The sequence below is a fragment of the Streptomyces sp. NPDC014006 genome (assembly GCF_043088925.1).
Classification (GTDB): domain Bacteria; phylum Actinomycetota; class Actinomycetes; order Streptomycetales; family Streptomycetaceae; genus Streptomyces.
Map to the genome: position 1 here is coordinate 450,186 of NZ_JBICAJ010000005.1, position 13,858 is coordinate 464,043.

General features: G+C 72.0%; 15 protein-coding genes, 1 pseudogene and 1 riboswitch. Of the genes and pseudogenes, 5 read left to right on the forward strand and 11 right to left on the reverse strand.

Going from position 1 to position 13,858, the window contains the following annotated elements; genetic code table 11:
- Window positions 1-26: 26 nt before the first annotated feature.
- The 3 genes from ACF1GV_RS20275 to ACF1GV_RS20285 are packed head-to-tail and all read right to left on the reverse strand — an operon-like array spanning window position 27 to window position 2,454.
- Window positions 27-365 (reverse strand): STAS domain-containing protein, encoded by a 339-nt coding sequence (locus ACF1GV_RS20275; protein WP_391682619.1) that lies wholly within the window; start codon window positions 363-365, stop codon window positions 27-29.
- On the reverse strand, window positions 362-1,651 hold the full coding sequence (locus tag ACF1GV_RS20280; protein WP_391682960.1) for a PP2C family protein-serine/threonine phosphatase: 1,290 nt from the start codon (window positions 1,649-1,651) through the stop codon (window positions 362-364). Before ACF1GV_RS20280 ends, ACF1GV_RS20275 begins: the two co-directional genes overlap by 4 nt.
- Window positions 1,651-2,454: an alpha/beta fold hydrolase gene (locus tag ACF1GV_RS20285; protein ID WP_391682621.1), complete on the reverse strand. Its 804-nt coding sequence runs from the start codon at window positions 2,452-2,454 to the stop codon at window positions 1,651-1,653. The genes ACF1GV_RS20280 and ACF1GV_RS20285 overlap by 1 nt, the downstream gene beginning before the upstream one ends.
- 217 nt (window positions 2,455-2,671) lie before the next feature.
- Between ACF1GV_RS20285 and ACF1GV_RS20290 the strand changes: the two genes are divergently transcribed.
- The 3 genes from ACF1GV_RS20290 to ACF1GV_RS20300 all read left to right on the forward strand — a co-directional run bounded on the left by ACF1GV_RS20290 (window position 2,672) and on the right by ACF1GV_RS20300 (window position 5,175).
- Complete coding sequence (locus ACF1GV_RS20290; RefSeq protein ID WP_391682623.1) at window positions 2,672-3,244, forward strand: antibiotic biosynthesis monooxygenase; 573 nt, start codon at window positions 2,672-2,674, stop codon at window positions 3,242-3,244.
- A gap of 129 nt (window positions 3,245-3,373) precedes the next feature.
- A complete protein-coding gene (locus tag ACF1GV_RS20295; protein WP_391682626.1) occupies window positions 3,374-4,090 on the forward strand; it encodes a lysophospholipid acyltransferase family protein in 717 nt (238 codons plus the stop codon).
- A 59-nt stretch (window positions 4,091-4,149) separates the two neighbouring features.
- Entirely contained in the window at window positions 4,150-5,175 is a 1,026-nt protein-coding gene (locus tag ACF1GV_RS20300) for an NAD-dependent epimerase/dehydratase family protein (RefSeq protein ID WP_391682629.1), read from the forward strand.
- A 47-nt stretch (window positions 5,176-5,222) separates the two neighbouring features.
- Here the strand turns inward: ACF1GV_RS20300 and ACF1GV_RS20305 are convergent, their stop codons facing one another.
- From ACF1GV_RS20305 to ACF1GV_RS20335, 7 genes are all read right to left on the reverse strand, one after another.
- Window positions 5,223-6,818: an alpha/beta hydrolase gene (locus ACF1GV_RS20305; RefSeq protein ID WP_391682632.1), complete on the reverse strand. Its 1,596-nt coding sequence runs from the start codon at window positions 6,816-6,818 to the stop codon at window positions 5,223-5,225.
- A gap of 130 nt (window positions 6,819-6,948) precedes the next feature.
- Window positions 6,949-7,764, reverse strand: a complete 816-nt coding sequence (locus tag ACF1GV_RS20310; RefSeq protein WP_391682963.1) for an urease accessory protein UreD — start codon at window positions 7,762-7,764, stop codon at window positions 6,949-6,951.
- A gap of 74 nt (window positions 7,765-7,838) precedes the next feature.
- Window positions 7,839-8,516 carry an urease accessory protein UreG gene (ureG, locus tag ACF1GV_RS20315; RefSeq protein WP_363265583.1) on the reverse strand — a complete coding sequence of 226 codons (678 nt, stop codon included), beginning with the start codon at window positions 8,514-8,516 and terminating at the stop codon, window positions 7,839-7,841.
- A gap of 75 nt (window positions 8,517-8,591) precedes the next feature.
- A complete protein-coding gene (locus ACF1GV_RS20320) occupies window positions 8,592-9,266 on the reverse strand; it encodes an urease accessory protein UreF (protein ID WP_391682635.1) in 675 nt (224 codons plus the stop codon).
- A 10-nt stretch (window positions 9,267-9,276) separates the two neighbouring features.
- On the reverse strand, window positions 9,277-10,998 hold the full coding sequence (locus tag ACF1GV_RS20325) for an urease subunit alpha (RefSeq protein ID WP_391682637.1): 1,722 nt from the start codon (window positions 10,996-10,998) through the stop codon (window positions 9,277-9,279).
- A complete protein-coding gene (locus ACF1GV_RS20330; RefSeq protein ID WP_391682640.1) occupies window positions 10,991-11,302 on the reverse strand; it encodes an urease subunit beta in 312 nt (103 codons plus the stop codon). The genes ACF1GV_RS20325 and ACF1GV_RS20330 overlap by 8 nt, the downstream gene beginning before the upstream one ends.
- Window positions 11,303-11,315: 13 nt before the next feature.
- Window positions 11,316-11,618 (reverse strand): urease subunit gamma, encoded by a 303-nt coding sequence (locus ACF1GV_RS20335; RefSeq protein WP_391682642.1) that lies wholly within the window; start codon window positions 11,616-11,618, stop codon window positions 11,316-11,318.
- Window positions 11,619-11,892: 274 nt separating this feature from the next.
- On the opposite strand from ACF1GV_RS20335, the pseudogene ACF1GV_RS20340 reads away from it, so the two are divergent.
- Window positions 11,893-12,133, forward strand: a pseudogene (locus ACF1GV_RS20340) (hypothetical protein); the annotation flags it as partial.
- 326 nt (window positions 12,134-12,459) lie between these two features.
- Window positions 12,460-12,671, forward strand: a riboswitch (cyclic di-AMP (ydaO/yuaA leader).
- A 3-nt stretch (window positions 12,672-12,674) separates the two neighbouring features.
- Window positions 12,675-13,148, forward strand: a complete 474-nt coding sequence (locus ACF1GV_RS20345) for a C40 family peptidase (RefSeq protein WP_391682645.1) — start codon at window positions 12,675-12,677, stop codon at window positions 13,146-13,148.
- Between the two features lie 166 nt (window positions 13,149-13,314).
- Here the strand turns inward: ACF1GV_RS20345 and ACF1GV_RS20350 are convergent, their stop codons facing one another.
- Window positions 13,315-13,788, reverse strand: coding sequence for an ATP-binding protein (locus tag ACF1GV_RS20350; RefSeq protein ID WP_363265589.1), 474 nt, complete (start codon window positions 13,786-13,788; stop codon window positions 13,315-13,317).
- Window positions 13,789-13,858: the final 70 nt, after the last annotated feature.

Below are 13,858 nucleotides of genomic sequence, written 5' to 3' on the forward strand. Positions count from 1 at the left end.
CCGGTGCCGTGTCCCGTCGGACGGCGTCAGGCGGCGACGGCGCTCTCCCGGTCCGGGTGGATGGGGAAGATCTGGTCCAGTCCGACGATCCTGAGGACGCGCAGCGTGTGGGCGGGTACGGCGGCGAGGGCGATGTCCGCCTGCGCCTTCTGGGCGTGGTGGCGTGCGGCGATCAGGGCGGTGATGCCGCTGGAGTCGCAGAATTCCAGGCCGGTGAGGTCCAGGACGAGGCGCTGTCCCGGGCGCAGTGCGAGCGTGGCGACCAGCTCGCGCAGCTCGGTGGCGTTGGCGTAGTCCAGGTCGCCGCCGACGGCCAGCACGGGGCCGGTCGCGGCGTTCGCCGTCGTGATCTTCAGCGGGCTCATCGTCCGTCCGCGGGGCGGGATTCGGTGGCGGGGACGCCGAGGGCGAGCAGGGCGGTGTCGTCGTCGAGGCCGTCGCCGAAGCTGTCCAGCAGTCCGGTGAGGGCCTGGATGAGAGCGGCTGCGGGCCGGCCGGCGTGGCGGGCGGCGAAGGCGAGCAGGTTCTCGTCCCCGTACAGGCTCGTGCGATCGTCCCCGATCCGGGCTTCGGTGAGCCCGTCGGTGTAGAGCAGGAGCGTGTCGCCGGGGCCGAGGACGGTCGTGGCGGCGGTGAAGGGTGCCGAGGGCAGGACGCCGACCAGGACGCCGCCGGGCGTGGGCAGGAAGCCGGCCGTGCCGTCGGCACGCAGGACCACGGCCGGGGGGTGGCCGCCCGAGGCGAGGTGGACAGTGACCTGTCCGGCCTCGGGGCCGGGTTCGAGGGTGCCGAAGATCGCGGTGCAGTAGCGCGGGTCACCGTCGGAGGAGTAGCGCTCGTGCAGCGCCTTGTTCAGGGTCGACAGGGCGGAGACCGGGTCGGGGTCGTGCAGGGCCGCGGCGCGCAGGGTGTACCGGGTCAGCGAGGTGACCACGGCCGCCTGGGGCCCCTTGCCGCACACGTCACCGAGGAAGAAGCCGAAGCGTTTGCCGCCGACGGGGAAGACGTCGTAGAAGTCGCCGCCGAGCCGGTCCGGCGAGGCGGTGTGGTAGTGGGCGGCCGTCTCCACTCCCGGTACGGCCGGCAGGGAGTCCGGGAGCAGCGAGCGCTGGAGTACGGCGAGGGCCTCCTGGAGCCGGGCACGGTCGGCCTCCGCCTGCCTGTGGGCCGCTTCGGCCGCTTCCCGGCGGCGCAGCAGCTCCTCCTCGTAGGCGCGGCGGTCCCGTGCGTCGAAGACCGTGGTGCGGATCAGCAACGGCTCGCCCATGGTGCCGTGCTTGACGACGGAGGAGACCAGCGCGGGCATCCGGCCGCCGCCGGCCTGCTTGATGTCGAGCGCTATGCCGCTGATCTCACCCTGCATCCGCAGCAGCGGCGCGAAGTGCGTCTCGTGATACAGCCTGCCCCCCACGGTCAGCAGGTCGGTGAACCGCATCCGGCCGACCACCGCCTCGCGGTCCAGGCCGAGCCAGTCCAGCAGCGTGGCGTTGATCTTGGCGATGGTGCCGTCCATCAGGGTGGACAGGTATCCGCACGGGGCGCTCTCGTACAGGTCCTCGGCGCTGTCCTCCAGCAGCGCGGCGAACGCCGCTGCCTCGGCCTTGCGGCGGTCGGCGCCGTGGGGGTCCGGCTGCCGGCCGGCCCGGCACATCATCGCAGGCCGGCCAGGAAGGCGGTGATCGCCTCGTTGGTGGCTTCGGGCGCGGACAGGTGCGGGCAGTGCCCGGTGGCGTCGAGGGTGACCAGGGTGGAGCCGGGTATCGCACGGTGGACGAAGGCGCCGACCTCGCGGGGGGCGATGACGTCCTGGGTGCATTCCAGGATCAGCGTCGGCACCGTCACGCCCTTCAGGTCGTCCCTGGAGTCCGACAGGAACGTGGTCCGGGCGAAGACGCGGGCCATGTCCGGGTCGGTGGCGCAGAAGCTGTTCTTCAGTTCCTCGCCCAGCTCGGGCCGCTCGCCGTTGCCCATGATCACCGGGGCCATCGCCGCCGACCAGCCCAGGTAGTTCGCCTCCAGCGACTGAAGCAGCTCGTCGATGTCCTCGGCGTTGAACCCTCCGCGGTACCCGCCGTCGTCGATGTACCGCGGAGACGGGGCGACCATCACCAGCGCGCCGATCCGCTCGGGGGCCGCGCCGGCGGCGAGCACTCCGATCATCGCGCTGACCGAATGCCCCACGAAGACCGCCTCGCGCAGGTCGAGCGCCTCGCACACGTCGACGACGTCGCGGGCGTACCCGTCCAGGGAGGAGTACCGGTCCGCCGAGAACGCCGTCGGGTCCGCCCGGCCGGACCCGACGTAGTCGAAGAGCACGACCCGGTGGTCCTCGGCCAACGCGGGCACCGTCAGCCGCCACATGTTCTGGTCACAGCCGAATCCGTGCGCCAGCACCACCGTGGGCCCCTGCGGGTTGCCCGTTACGGTCACGTTGTTCCTGCGGGCGATGTCCATACCCACAGTCTCTCAGCCCGGAACGGGCTGCTCCGGCGCCCCGGCTTCCTTGCTGCAGGCTCTGCCAGGCACTGGCAGCGGCCGACGCTCTTGTGCCGGTGCTGCTCCAGCTCACCCCCGGGCACGGGAACGGCTCGACGCTCAGCTCGGGCGCTGACGTCCGCCCGCACCGTGCGTAGAGTGTGGTCGGGCGCGGCGAGATCACGAGGAGTCTGTCTTGACCGCGGTCAGCCTTGAGCATGCCACCGTCCCCGCCGACACCGGTGAGGTGACCCTGCTGATAGCCCGCCGGGTGGACCCCGGCCACGAAGCCGCATTCGAGCTGTGGGCGAGGGGCATCCTCGACACCGCGGCGACGTTCCCCGGCCACCTCGGACACGGCCTCTTCCGCTCCTCCGGCGGCGACGCCCCCTGGTTCCTCGTCCACCGATTCCGGGATGCGGAGGCCTGCCGCACCTGGCAGGAGTCGCCCGAGCGTGCCGCCTGGTTCGCCGACTGCGAGGGACACCACCACACGGAGATCGCCCGGCGGAAACTTACCGGCATGGAGACTTGGTTCGCCGAGCCGGGCTCCACTCGGGCCGCGCCGCCCCGGTGGAAGATGGCGATCAGTGCGACGCTGGCCATCTACCCGATCTCCGTCCTGGGCGGCCTTTTTCTCGTGCCCCACCTGACCGCGCTCCCCCTCCTCCTCAGCAGTGCGGTCATGGCCTGCGTCTTCAACGTGCTCATGACGTACGTCTCGATGCCGGCCGTCAGCAGACTCCTGCGCGGCTGGCTCACCTCGTAACGCCGCCCCCGACGTGCCGACGCTCGGCTACGGGTCAGCATGAGACCTGGCGTACCTGGTTACAGATGACTACAGGTGCGCATGGGCCAGTTGCCGTGATCCCCGCACTGACCTGCAGAGGAGAGAGCCGTGTTCTACTTCCTGCTCAAGTACGTGCTGCTGGGTCCGCTGCTGAGAGTGCTGTTCCGCCCGCGCATCGAGGGCCTGGAGCGCGTCCCGGAGTCCGGTGCGGCGATCGTCGCGGGCAACCACCTGTCGTTCTCGGACCACTTCCTGATGCCGGCGGTGCTCAAGCGGCGCATCACGTTCCTGGCGAAAGCCGAGTACTTCACCGGCCCAGGGCTCAAGGGGCGGCTGATCGCGGGGTTCTTCCGCAGCGCGGGCCAGATCCCGGTCGACCGCTCCGGCAAGGAGGCGGGACAGGCCGCCATCCGGGAGGGGCTCGGCGTGCTGCGCGAGGGCGAGCTGCTCGGCATCTACCCCGAGGGCACCCGCTCGCACGACGGCCGGCTGTACAAGGGCAAGGTGGGCGTGGCGGTGATGGCGCTCAGGGCCGGGGTGCCGGTCGTGCCGTGCGCGATGATCGGCACGTTCGAGGCGCAGCCGCCCGGCCGGAAGCTGCCCCGGCTGCACCCGGTGGTGATCCGCTTCGGCGAGCCGCTGGACTTCTCCCGGTACGCCGGCATGGAGAACGAGAAGGCGATCCTGCGTGCCGTCACCGACGAGATCATGTACGCCATCCTGTCGCTGTCGGAACAGGAGTACGTCGACGAGTACGCGGCCGTGGTGAAGGCGCAGCAGGCCGAGAGCGGCGGGCGCCGCTTCCCGCGGATGCCGCTGAGCTGACCTCTGCCGTCGGCAGAACACCCGTGCCGGGGCGGGGCCGGGCGCCTTACGGTCGGGGCATGAAACGTGCGCTGGTGATCGGAGCGACGGGCCAGATCGGACGCCCGACGGTACGGGCTTTGGCGGAGGACGGCTGGGAGGTACTGGCCGCCTCGCGTGGCGGTGGCCGGGACGCCGGATGGCCCGAGGGGGTGCGGCCTTCGCGGCTGGACCGGGAGGACGACGGGGCGCTGGCGTCGGCGGTCGGCGACGGCTGCGAGCTGGTGGTCGACCTGGTCGCCTACGGGGCGCGGCACGCACGGCAGTTGACCGCGCTGGCCGGCCGGGTCGGCTCGGCGGTGGTGGTCTCCAGCGTGGCGGTGTACGAGGACGACCGGGGCCGTTCCTTCGACACGCAGGACAGTCCCGACGGCTTCCCGTGCTACCCGGTGCCGCTGACCGAGGAGCAGCCGACGGTGGCACCGGGAGAGGCCTCCTACAGCACCGGGAAGGTGGCGCTGGAGCGCGAACTGCTCGCAGCGGGCGACAGGTTGCCGACGACGCTGCTGCGCCCGGCTGCGGTGCACGGGCCGTACAGTCCGCTCCCGCGCGAACTGTACTTCGTCAAGCGGAACCTGGACGGCCGGCGCCGCCGGGTGCTGGCCCACCGGGGCGAGAGCCGGTTCCATCCGTCGGGCGCGGGCACGATCGCCGAACTGGTACGGCTCGCGGCGGCCCGTCCGGGCTCGCGGGTGCTCAACGCCTGCGACCCCGAGGCACCCACCGTGGCCGAGATCGGAGCAGCGGTGGACGCGGCGATGGGGGTGGAGACCGACACGGTACTCCTGGACGGTGCGCCGCCCTCGCCGTCCGTGGGCCGCACTCCGTGGTCGACCCAGTGGCCGCTGGTGTGCGACATGTCCGCCGCCGCACGGGAGTTGGGGTACGTCCCGGGGGCGCCGTACGCCGAGAGCGTGCGCGCGTCGGTGGACTGGCTGGTGGAACGGCTGACGGGCCGGGACTGGCGGGAGGAGTTCCCGCTGCTCGCCCGGGCCTACCCCGAGCTGTTCGACTACGCGGCGGAGGACGCCTGGTTCAGGGCGTGAAAAGGGGCGGCCCCGTCGGCCGGGGCCGCCCCTCGTCGTCGTAGGCCTTACGGCTTGGGCGTGGCGTGCGGGCCGCACGTCACGTCGGCCGCGTCCAGCCTGCCGGTGAGCAGGTAGGCGTCGACCCGGGTGTTGATGCAGGAGTTGACCAGACCGGTCACACCGTGCGAGCCCGCGCCCTGCTCGGTGATCAGGCGGGAGCCCTGGAACCGCTTGTGCAGCTCGACGGCGCCGGCGTACGGGGTGGCGGCGTCATTGGTGGACTGCACGATCATCACCTGCGGCAGGCCCTTGCCGGTCTTGACGTTCACCGGGGTCTGCTGCTTGGTGTGCCAGGTGGCGCACGGCAGGTTCATCCAGGCGTTCGCCCAGGTCATGAACGGGTAGTCCTGGTTGAGCCGCGTGTTGTCGCGGTCCCACTTGCGCCAGCTGGTGGGCCACTTGGCGTCGGCGCACTCGACGGCCGTGTAGACGGCGTTGCCGTTCTCCGCGGAGATGTTGCCCGCGGTGTCCGACATGTCCGGAGCCGCGGCGTCGACGAGAGCCTGGGTGTCGCCCGCGAAGTACTTGCCGAACACCGTGGCGACCGGCACCCACGAGGAGTCGTAGTACGGGGCGCTCTGGAAGAAGGAGATCAGCTCGGCCGGGCCGACGACCCCGCCGATGGGGCTCTTCTTCGCGGTGGCACGCAGCTCGAGCCACTTGGCCTGGACGGCGTCGCGGGTGGTGCCGAGGTGGAAGGCGGCGTCGTTCTTGGCGACCCAGTCCTCCCAGTCCTTCCAGCGGCCCTCGAAGGCGACGTCCTGGTCCAGGTTGGCCTGGTACCAGATGTTCTGACGCGCGGGGTTGACCACGCTGTCCACGACCATGCGGCGCAGGTGGTCGGGGAAGAGCGTGCCGTAGACGGCGCCGATGTAGGTGCCGTAGGAGACGCCCAGGTAGTTGAGCTTCTTCTCACCGAGCGCGGCGCGGATGACGTCCAGGTCGCGCACGGTGTTCGGCGTGGTCATGTACGGCAGCATCTCGCCGCTGCGCTCGAAGCAGCCGTCGGCGTACTCGCGGGCCAGCTTGCGCTGGGCGAGCTTGTCGGCCTCCGAGTCGGGCACCGGGTCCATCTTGGGCGCCTTGACGAACTCCTGCGGGTCGACGCAGGAGATGGGCGCGGAGTGGCCGACACCGCGGGGGTCGAAGCCCACGAAGTCATAGGCCTTGGCCACGTTGGCCCAGATCGGGTTCTTGGCGGTGACGCGGGCCGGGAAGCGCATGCCCGACCCGCCGGGGCCGCCGGGGTTGTAGACGAGCGCGCCCTGGCGCTCCTGCTTGGTCCCGGTGTTGCCGATGTGGTCGACGGCGAGCTTGATCTGCTTGCCGAAGGGGTGCGCGTAGTCGAGCGGCACGCTGACCCAGCCGCACTGGATCGGCTTGGCCAGGCCCCAGTCGGCCGGGCAGTCCTGCCAATCGATGCCGGCCTGGGCGGCCCGGGCGGCGGCGATCGCGGCCCCTCGGGCCTCGCGGTCCTGTCCGTGCCCGGCGCTGGCGTTCGCCGCGGGCGCGGCGAACGCGCCGGCTATCAGGGTGGCTGCGGCGACGACACTCGCCGAACCGAGCGTCGCGTTCCGCTTCTTCGCTCTGATGTCCCTCAAGTAGAGCCTCCCCGTACCTTGTGAGTACCTCGTGACGACAGGTAAGGGGATCCTTGCTGCTGTAAGGGCTCTGAGAACAGGGCTTGTTGACCTTCTTTGCCAATCCGATAACCGGAAAATCGTGTACCGCTCAGCGGACCGGGGTCGCGGGCCGTTCGACGAGCGCCAGTGCCGCGTCCAGCGCGCGGCGCAGCAGCAGCCCATCGGGAGCGACGGCGGTGACGAGCGCGGCCGGCCCGGGCAGGGGGACGACGGCGCATCCCTCCCCCACCGTCATCGCCGGCACGGGTGCGTCGGAGAACTCCGGCCGCGCGACGAGGAGTTGTCCGACGGCCCGGTGTCCGGCCAGCACGGCCGGTCCGTCCCAGCCGCCGGGCGCGCCGGGACCGCAGGCCAGTTCCTGGTCGAGGACGGTGCGCCCGCCGATCCGCAGGGTGAGACGGCTGGAGAGCCGGCCGGGTTGCTCGGCGGCCCGGCCGAGGATCTGTTCCTCCCTGAAGACCAGCCGGGCGGACGGGGCCAGGTCCAGCCGGGTCGTGACGGCCAACTCACTGCCGGCGGCCGAGATCAGCGGCTCCGGCAGCCACACCAGCTCGCCGCCGTCGGCCACGCGCAGCTCCACGTCGTAGCGGGCCTCCCCGCCCCTCGCGCCGGGCAGCGCGATGGTGGCGGCGGCCGAGCCGAAGCTCAGCCGGGCCCCGGCGGCCACATCGGCGGCGACGGTGAGGTGGTCGCCGCCGAGCGGGGCGTTCATCGCGCCGACCAGCAGGACCCGCGCCGCGTCACCGGCGCCGCGGGTGCGGCGCAGCGCGAGCGGCCCCTCACCCTCCAGCACGGGCAGCGCGGTGCCGCCGCGCCCGGCGGGCCGGGCGTGGACCCGGGCGACGGCCCGGACCCGGTAGGCGCTCCTCCGGTCGGCGTGGGTGGCCCTGCCCGCGCCGGGCACCGTGTCGCCGTCCGGGCGGGCGGCAGGGCAGGTCGCGCCCGCTGCCCGGGTGGCCGCCCCGGCCCCCGTCGGCGTCACGCCGTCCACGCGGCGAGCCGGCCGCGCACCCAGGCGGCGACGTCGCCGACGCCCTTCTCGCCGCGCAGGGACTGGAAGACCACGGGCAGGTCACCGCGCTGCGCCTTGGCGTCGGCCGCCATCCGGGCGAGGTCGGAGCCGACGTACGGCGCCAGGTCGGTCTTGTTGACGATGAGCAGGTCGGCCGTGGTGACGCCCGGGCCGCCCTTGCGCGGGATGTCGTCGCCGCCTGCCACGTCGATGACGAAGATCTGCGCGTCGACCAGGCCCTTGGAGAAGGTCGCGGTGAGGTTGTCACCGCCGGACTCCACCAAAATCAGGTCGAGCGGGCCGACCTCGTCCTCCAGGTCCTCCACGGCCTCCAGATTGGCGGAGATGTCGTCGCGGATCGCGGTGTGCGGGCAGGCGCCGGTCTCCACGGCGGCGATCCGCTCCGGCGGCAGGACCGCCTCGCGCAGCAGGAACTCGGCGTCCTCCCGCGTGTAGATGTCGTTGGTGACGACGGCGAGGGACAGCTCGTCGCGCAGGGCCCGGCACAGCGCGGCGACGGTGGCGGTCTTGCCGGACCCGACGGGGCCGCCGAGTCCGACGCGCAGCGCGCGGCGGCTGCCGTCGGGGCGGCGGGCGTCCGCGCTGACGGCGGCGGGGCCGTCGTGGGAGTGGTCGAGGTGCATGTACGGCTCCTGTGGTTCGGGGTGCGCCGGGACGGTGGGGGTGGCCCCGGCGGGCGGTGCTGTGGTTCGCGTGCGCTAGGACGCGAACAGGCGGACCGGCCGGCCGGCGTGGGCCTCGGCGCCGATCTCCAGCAGCGGGGCGGAGGCCGCCGGGAGGGCGTCGACACCCTCGTCGGCGACCCGGCGGGCGGCGCGGACGGCCCGCTCGACGACCCGGTCCAGCTCCGGCGCCAGCCGCGCCAGCACGGCCGTGGCGTCGAACGGGTCCAGGCTCAGCAGCCGCACGGTCGCCGAAGCCGGCCCGCCCACGCTCTCGTAGGCGGCGCAGTACGCGGCGTCGTCCGGCCCGCATCCGGCCGCGCGCGCCGTGAGGCCGAGCACGACCGGCTGGTGGGCGCCCTTGGGGAACCGCGCCGCGAGGGCGTCGAGATCGGCGGACGGCCAGGTCGCCCGCGCGGCCCGCATGAGCTGCCGGCCGAGCTTGCGCGCGGCGGTGCGCAGCGCCGGTGAGGGGGTGCGGGCGTCGGCCGCCGCGTCGAGGGTGGCGGGGTCGGCGCCCAGGGCGGCCGCCGCGGCCAGCGCGGCGGACACCAGGCCCGTGGTGTGCAGCCGGCCGCGGCAGAACCGCTCCAGGCCGGCCGCGTCGGTGATCCGTCCGGCCCGGACCGCTTCCTCGGCCCCGCCGGAGTGCGCGTGCCCTCCGGCGGGGAACCGGCCGTCGGCCAGGACGAGTAGTGCTGCTCGTGTCATCGCGCGGCCGTCAGAAGAGGAAGTACCGCTGGGCCATGGGCAGCTCGGTGGCGGGTGTGGACTCCACCAGCTCTCCGTCGACGTGTACGGCGAAGCTGTCGGGGTCGATGTCCACGCGCGGGCGGGCGTCGTTGTTGCGCATGTCCGCCTTGCTCACGCCGCGGGTGGACTCGATCGCGGTGAACCGCTTGCCGAGGCCCAGCCGCTCCGGCAGCCCGTCCTCGAGGGCGAGCGGGGCGACGAAGTTGACCGAGTTCGACGCCGGCGCCCGGCCGATCGCCCCGTACATCGGGCGGGGCAGGATCGGCTGCGGGGTGGGGATGGAGGCGTTGGCGTCGCCCATCTGCGCGTAGGCGATCTGACCGCCCTTGATCACGAGCAGCGGCTTGACGCCGAAGAACGCCGGCTCCCACAGCACCAGGTCGGCGAGCTTGCCGGTCTCCACGGACCCGATCTCGTGGGCCATGCCCTGGGCGAGCGCCGGGTTGATCGTGTACTTGGCGACATAGCGACGTACCCGCTGGTTGTCGGCGCGGTCGTCGCCGGGCAGGGCGCCGCGGCGGCGCTTCATCACATGCGCGGTCTGCCAGGTGCGCATGATCACCTCGCCGACCCGGCCCATGGCCTGGGAGTCGGAGGAGATGATCGAGATCGCGCCCAGGTCGTGCAGAACGTCCTCGGCGCCGATGGTGGAGGGCCGGATCCGGGACTCGGCGAACGCCAGGTCCTCCGGGACGGCCGGGTTGAGGTGGTGACAGACCATCAGCATGTCGAGGTGCTCCTCGACGGTGTTGACGGTGAACGGCCGGGTCGGGTTGGTCGAGCTGGGCAGCACGTGCGGCTCGGAGACGACCGTCATGATGTCCGGTGCGTGCCCGCCGCCCGCACCCTCGGTGTGGTACGAGTGGATGCCGCGCCCGGCGATCGCGGCGAGCGTGTCGCCGACGAAACCGGCCTCGTTGAGGGTGTCGGTGTGGATGGCGACCTGCACGCCGGTCATGTCCGCCACGGTCAGCGCGGCGTCGATGACGGCCGGGGTCGCGCCCCAGTCCTCGTGGATCTTCAGGCCCGCGGCTCCGCCGCGGATCTGGGACAGCATCGCCTCGTGCGAGACGGTGTTGCCCTTGCCGAGGAAGCCGACGTTGACGGGGTAGGCCTCCATCGCCTCGAACATCCGGGCGAGGTGCCAGGGTCCGGGCGTGACGGTGGTCGCCTTGGAGCCCTCGGCGGGTCCGGTGCCACCGCCGACGAGGGTGGTGATGCCGGAGGCGAGGGCCTCGTCGGCGACCTGGGGGCAGATGAAGTGCACGTGCGCGTCGATGGCGCCGGCGGTCAGGATACGCCCGTTGCCCGCGATGACCTCGGTCTCGGGGCCGAGTACGAGGTCGGGGTGGACGCCGTCCATGGTGTCGGGGTTGCCGGCCTTGCCGATGCCGGTGACGCGGCCGTCGCGGATGCCGACGTCGGCCTTGATCACACCCCAGTGGTCGACGATGACGACGCCGGTGATCACGGTGTCGGGGGTGCCGTCCGCGCGGGTCGCCCGGGACTGGCCCATGGACTCGCGGATGACCTTGCCGCCGCCGAAGACGGCCTCGTCGCCGGAGCGTCCGGGGCCGCCCGAGCGGTCCTCCTCGATCTCGATCAGCAGGTCGGTGTCGGCGAGCCGGATGCGGTCGCCGGTGGTCGGGCCGAACAGGTCGGCGTAGGCGCCGCGGGAGATCTCAGGCATCGAGGGCACCTCCGACCTGGCCGCGCAGGCCGGACACCACGCGGGCACCGGCGAGGGGGACGAGTTCGACGTCGGCCGGCAGACCCGGCTCGAAGCGCACGGCGGTGCCGGCGGCGACGTTCAGCCGCTTGCCGTGGGCGGCGGCACGGTCGAACTCCAGGCCGGGGTTGGCCTCGGCGAAGTGGTAGTGGGAGCCGACCTGGACGGGACGGTCGGCGGCGTTGAGGACGGTCAGCCGGGTGACCTCGAGCCCTTCGTTGCACACGACGGGGTCCTCGGCGAAGAGGATCTCTCCGGGAATCATGGCGGGTCCCCCGTCAGATGATCGGCTCGTGGACGGTGACGAGCTTGGTCCCGTCCGGGAAGGTGGCCTCGACCTGTACGTCGTGGATCATCTCGGCGACGCCTTCCATGACGTCGTCCCGGGTGAGCAGCTTGCGTCCGGTGGCCATCAGCTCGGCGACGGTGCGGCCGTCCCGGGCGCCCTCGAGGATGTGGGAGGTGATGAGGGCGACCGCTTCGGGGTGGTTGAGCTTGAGGCCGCGGGCCCGGCGCCTGTCGGCCACATCGGCCGCCACATGGATGAGCAGTCTCTCCTGCTCGTGCGGGGTCAGTTGCACGTCCCACCTCACAGTCCTTGCTCCGGACCGTGCGGGGTCCGGCTGCCGCAGCCACCGCGACGGGACAGGTGTAACACACAGACAAATTTCCCGACCGCGCTCAATTGCGGGCAGAAAAGCCCCTGGTGGCATGGGTCGGGAGGCTAGCCCGCCAGAGTTTCAACGACGTTAACCAGCCTTTGATGATCACATGACCGGCGGTAGACCGTCCCCATACCCGACGAGGACCGCCGGGTCAGTGGGCGCCCTGCCGAGACGGACTGACCGTCTGCTCCTGCGCGGACCCCTCCGCCTCCCGCAGCTCCTCGAGTCGCTCCAGACCCCCGGCCTTCCGCCACTGCCCGCCCACACCCAAGCAGAGCGTGAGTTGATCGACCGTTATCTGGAGGTCGTCGACCTGCTCGGCGGATCAATTCGGCCTGCCCCGCGACACCTACCGGGGACTGCGTGCCGCGCGGGCGCTCGTCGCCGAGGCGGTGGCGCTGCGCGCCGTGCTGACGCTGATGCACCAGCGCACCGTGCCGCCACGGGACGGGAGTTGAGTATGCCCCGAGCTGAGTTCAAACCGACCGAACGACGTACCCACTGTCGGCCTATCCGCACGCCTTTTTTTCGGGGGGTCCGAGTTGCGCAAGAGGCGGGGCGAGAGGGCGGAATGAAGGGTTCCGCCGCTGGTCCGGGGCTCGCCGGACAAGTGGACTCCCCATCGAACACAGGGGTAACCACCCGAACGGGTGAGTGGTGAGGAACACCACAAATACCCGGTTCCGTTGGGATTTTCGGACAGTTGTGGGCCAAGATCCCTGACTGACGACAAGCCCCCGCCACAACGGCGGGGCGATCCGGGCGGACGCCGAGTCCTGCCGCCGCCCGGATGACCGGTCGACAGGAGTGGATCGGCAGGAGTGGAGGACCCAAGCACGACGGGTCGCCGGAACGGTCATGCCACGACCGGACCGAGCTGCCCTTGGGGTGAAGCCGCGTCAGCGGCCGGGCTACTTCGCCAGCCCGAATCCGACAGGTCATCCTTCACAGGCGGCTGACGAAGGGTTGCGCATGACTGCGCTCAATCGTGTCCCGTCGCTCATGGCCCGGGCCGGAACGGCTTCCGCCCTGACCATCGCCGCGTTGGGCGGCTCGATCGTGGTCCCGGGCCTCGCCTCGGAGGCCGCCGCCGCGACGCCGGCGACCAAGGCGCTGCAGATCGCCGCGTCCAAGAAGGGCGCGCCGTACCAGTGGGGCGCCACCGGGCCGCGCCGGTTCGACTGCTCGGGACTCACGCTGTACTCGTTCAAGAAGGCCGGCAAGAAGCTGCCGCGTACGGCCGCCCAGCAGTACAACAGGACGCGCCACATCCCGGCCCGCAGCCGTAAGGCCGGAGACCTGGTGTTCTTCCACTCGGGGTCGAACGTCTACCACGTCGGCATCTACGCCGGGAAGAACAAGATCTGGCACGCCCCGAGGACGGGTGACGTGGTGCGCCTGCAGAAGATCTGGACCAGGAGTGTCTGGTACGGCCGGGTGAGCTGACCGGCCGGCCCTCCTCGGTCGTGCCGTCCGCCGACGCGCCGTGGCTCAGCCGAGGAGGGCCGGCAGCGGCTCCCAGCCGTGCTCAGCGCGTTCCTGCCGCCCCGCCGGACGTCGACGACAGCCGCCCGGCGGGGGGTCCATAGGGCCGATGTGACGTGCCGTCGGCTCAGCAGGGATGTGGCTTCGGTTCCGCCTGGCCCGGCGAGGGGACCGGCTCCGGGGGGAGCGCCCAGGGCAGCTCGATGGCGACCGTCTTGCCGCCCTCGCGGGTGGGGCGGACGCGGAGTCTGCCGCCGCACTCGGCGGCCAGCCAGCGGATGATGACCATGCCGCGGCCGTTGTCCTGCTGGACGGCCGCCGGCAGCCGCTTGGGGAAGCGGGGGTGACTGTCGGTGACGCCGATCCGCAGCAGTTCGTCGCGGTCGAGCACGACGTCCACCGTGAACGTCGGGGATTGCCCGAACGTGTGCTGAACGGAGTTCGTGGCCAGTTCGGAGACGATCAACCGGATGCTGTCCGCCAGCTCCGCGTCCGACGGCAGACCCCATTCCGCCAGGGTGCCGGCCACGAAGCCGCGGGCCGCGGACACCGAGGCGGGATCGCTCGGCAGAGTGATGGATGCTTCCAGGTGGTCTGCCATGGCGACGTCGTCCCTTTCCCACGGGACCGCAGTCCGGCACGGAGCCGGTGGTTCGAGTACGGTCCCGGAC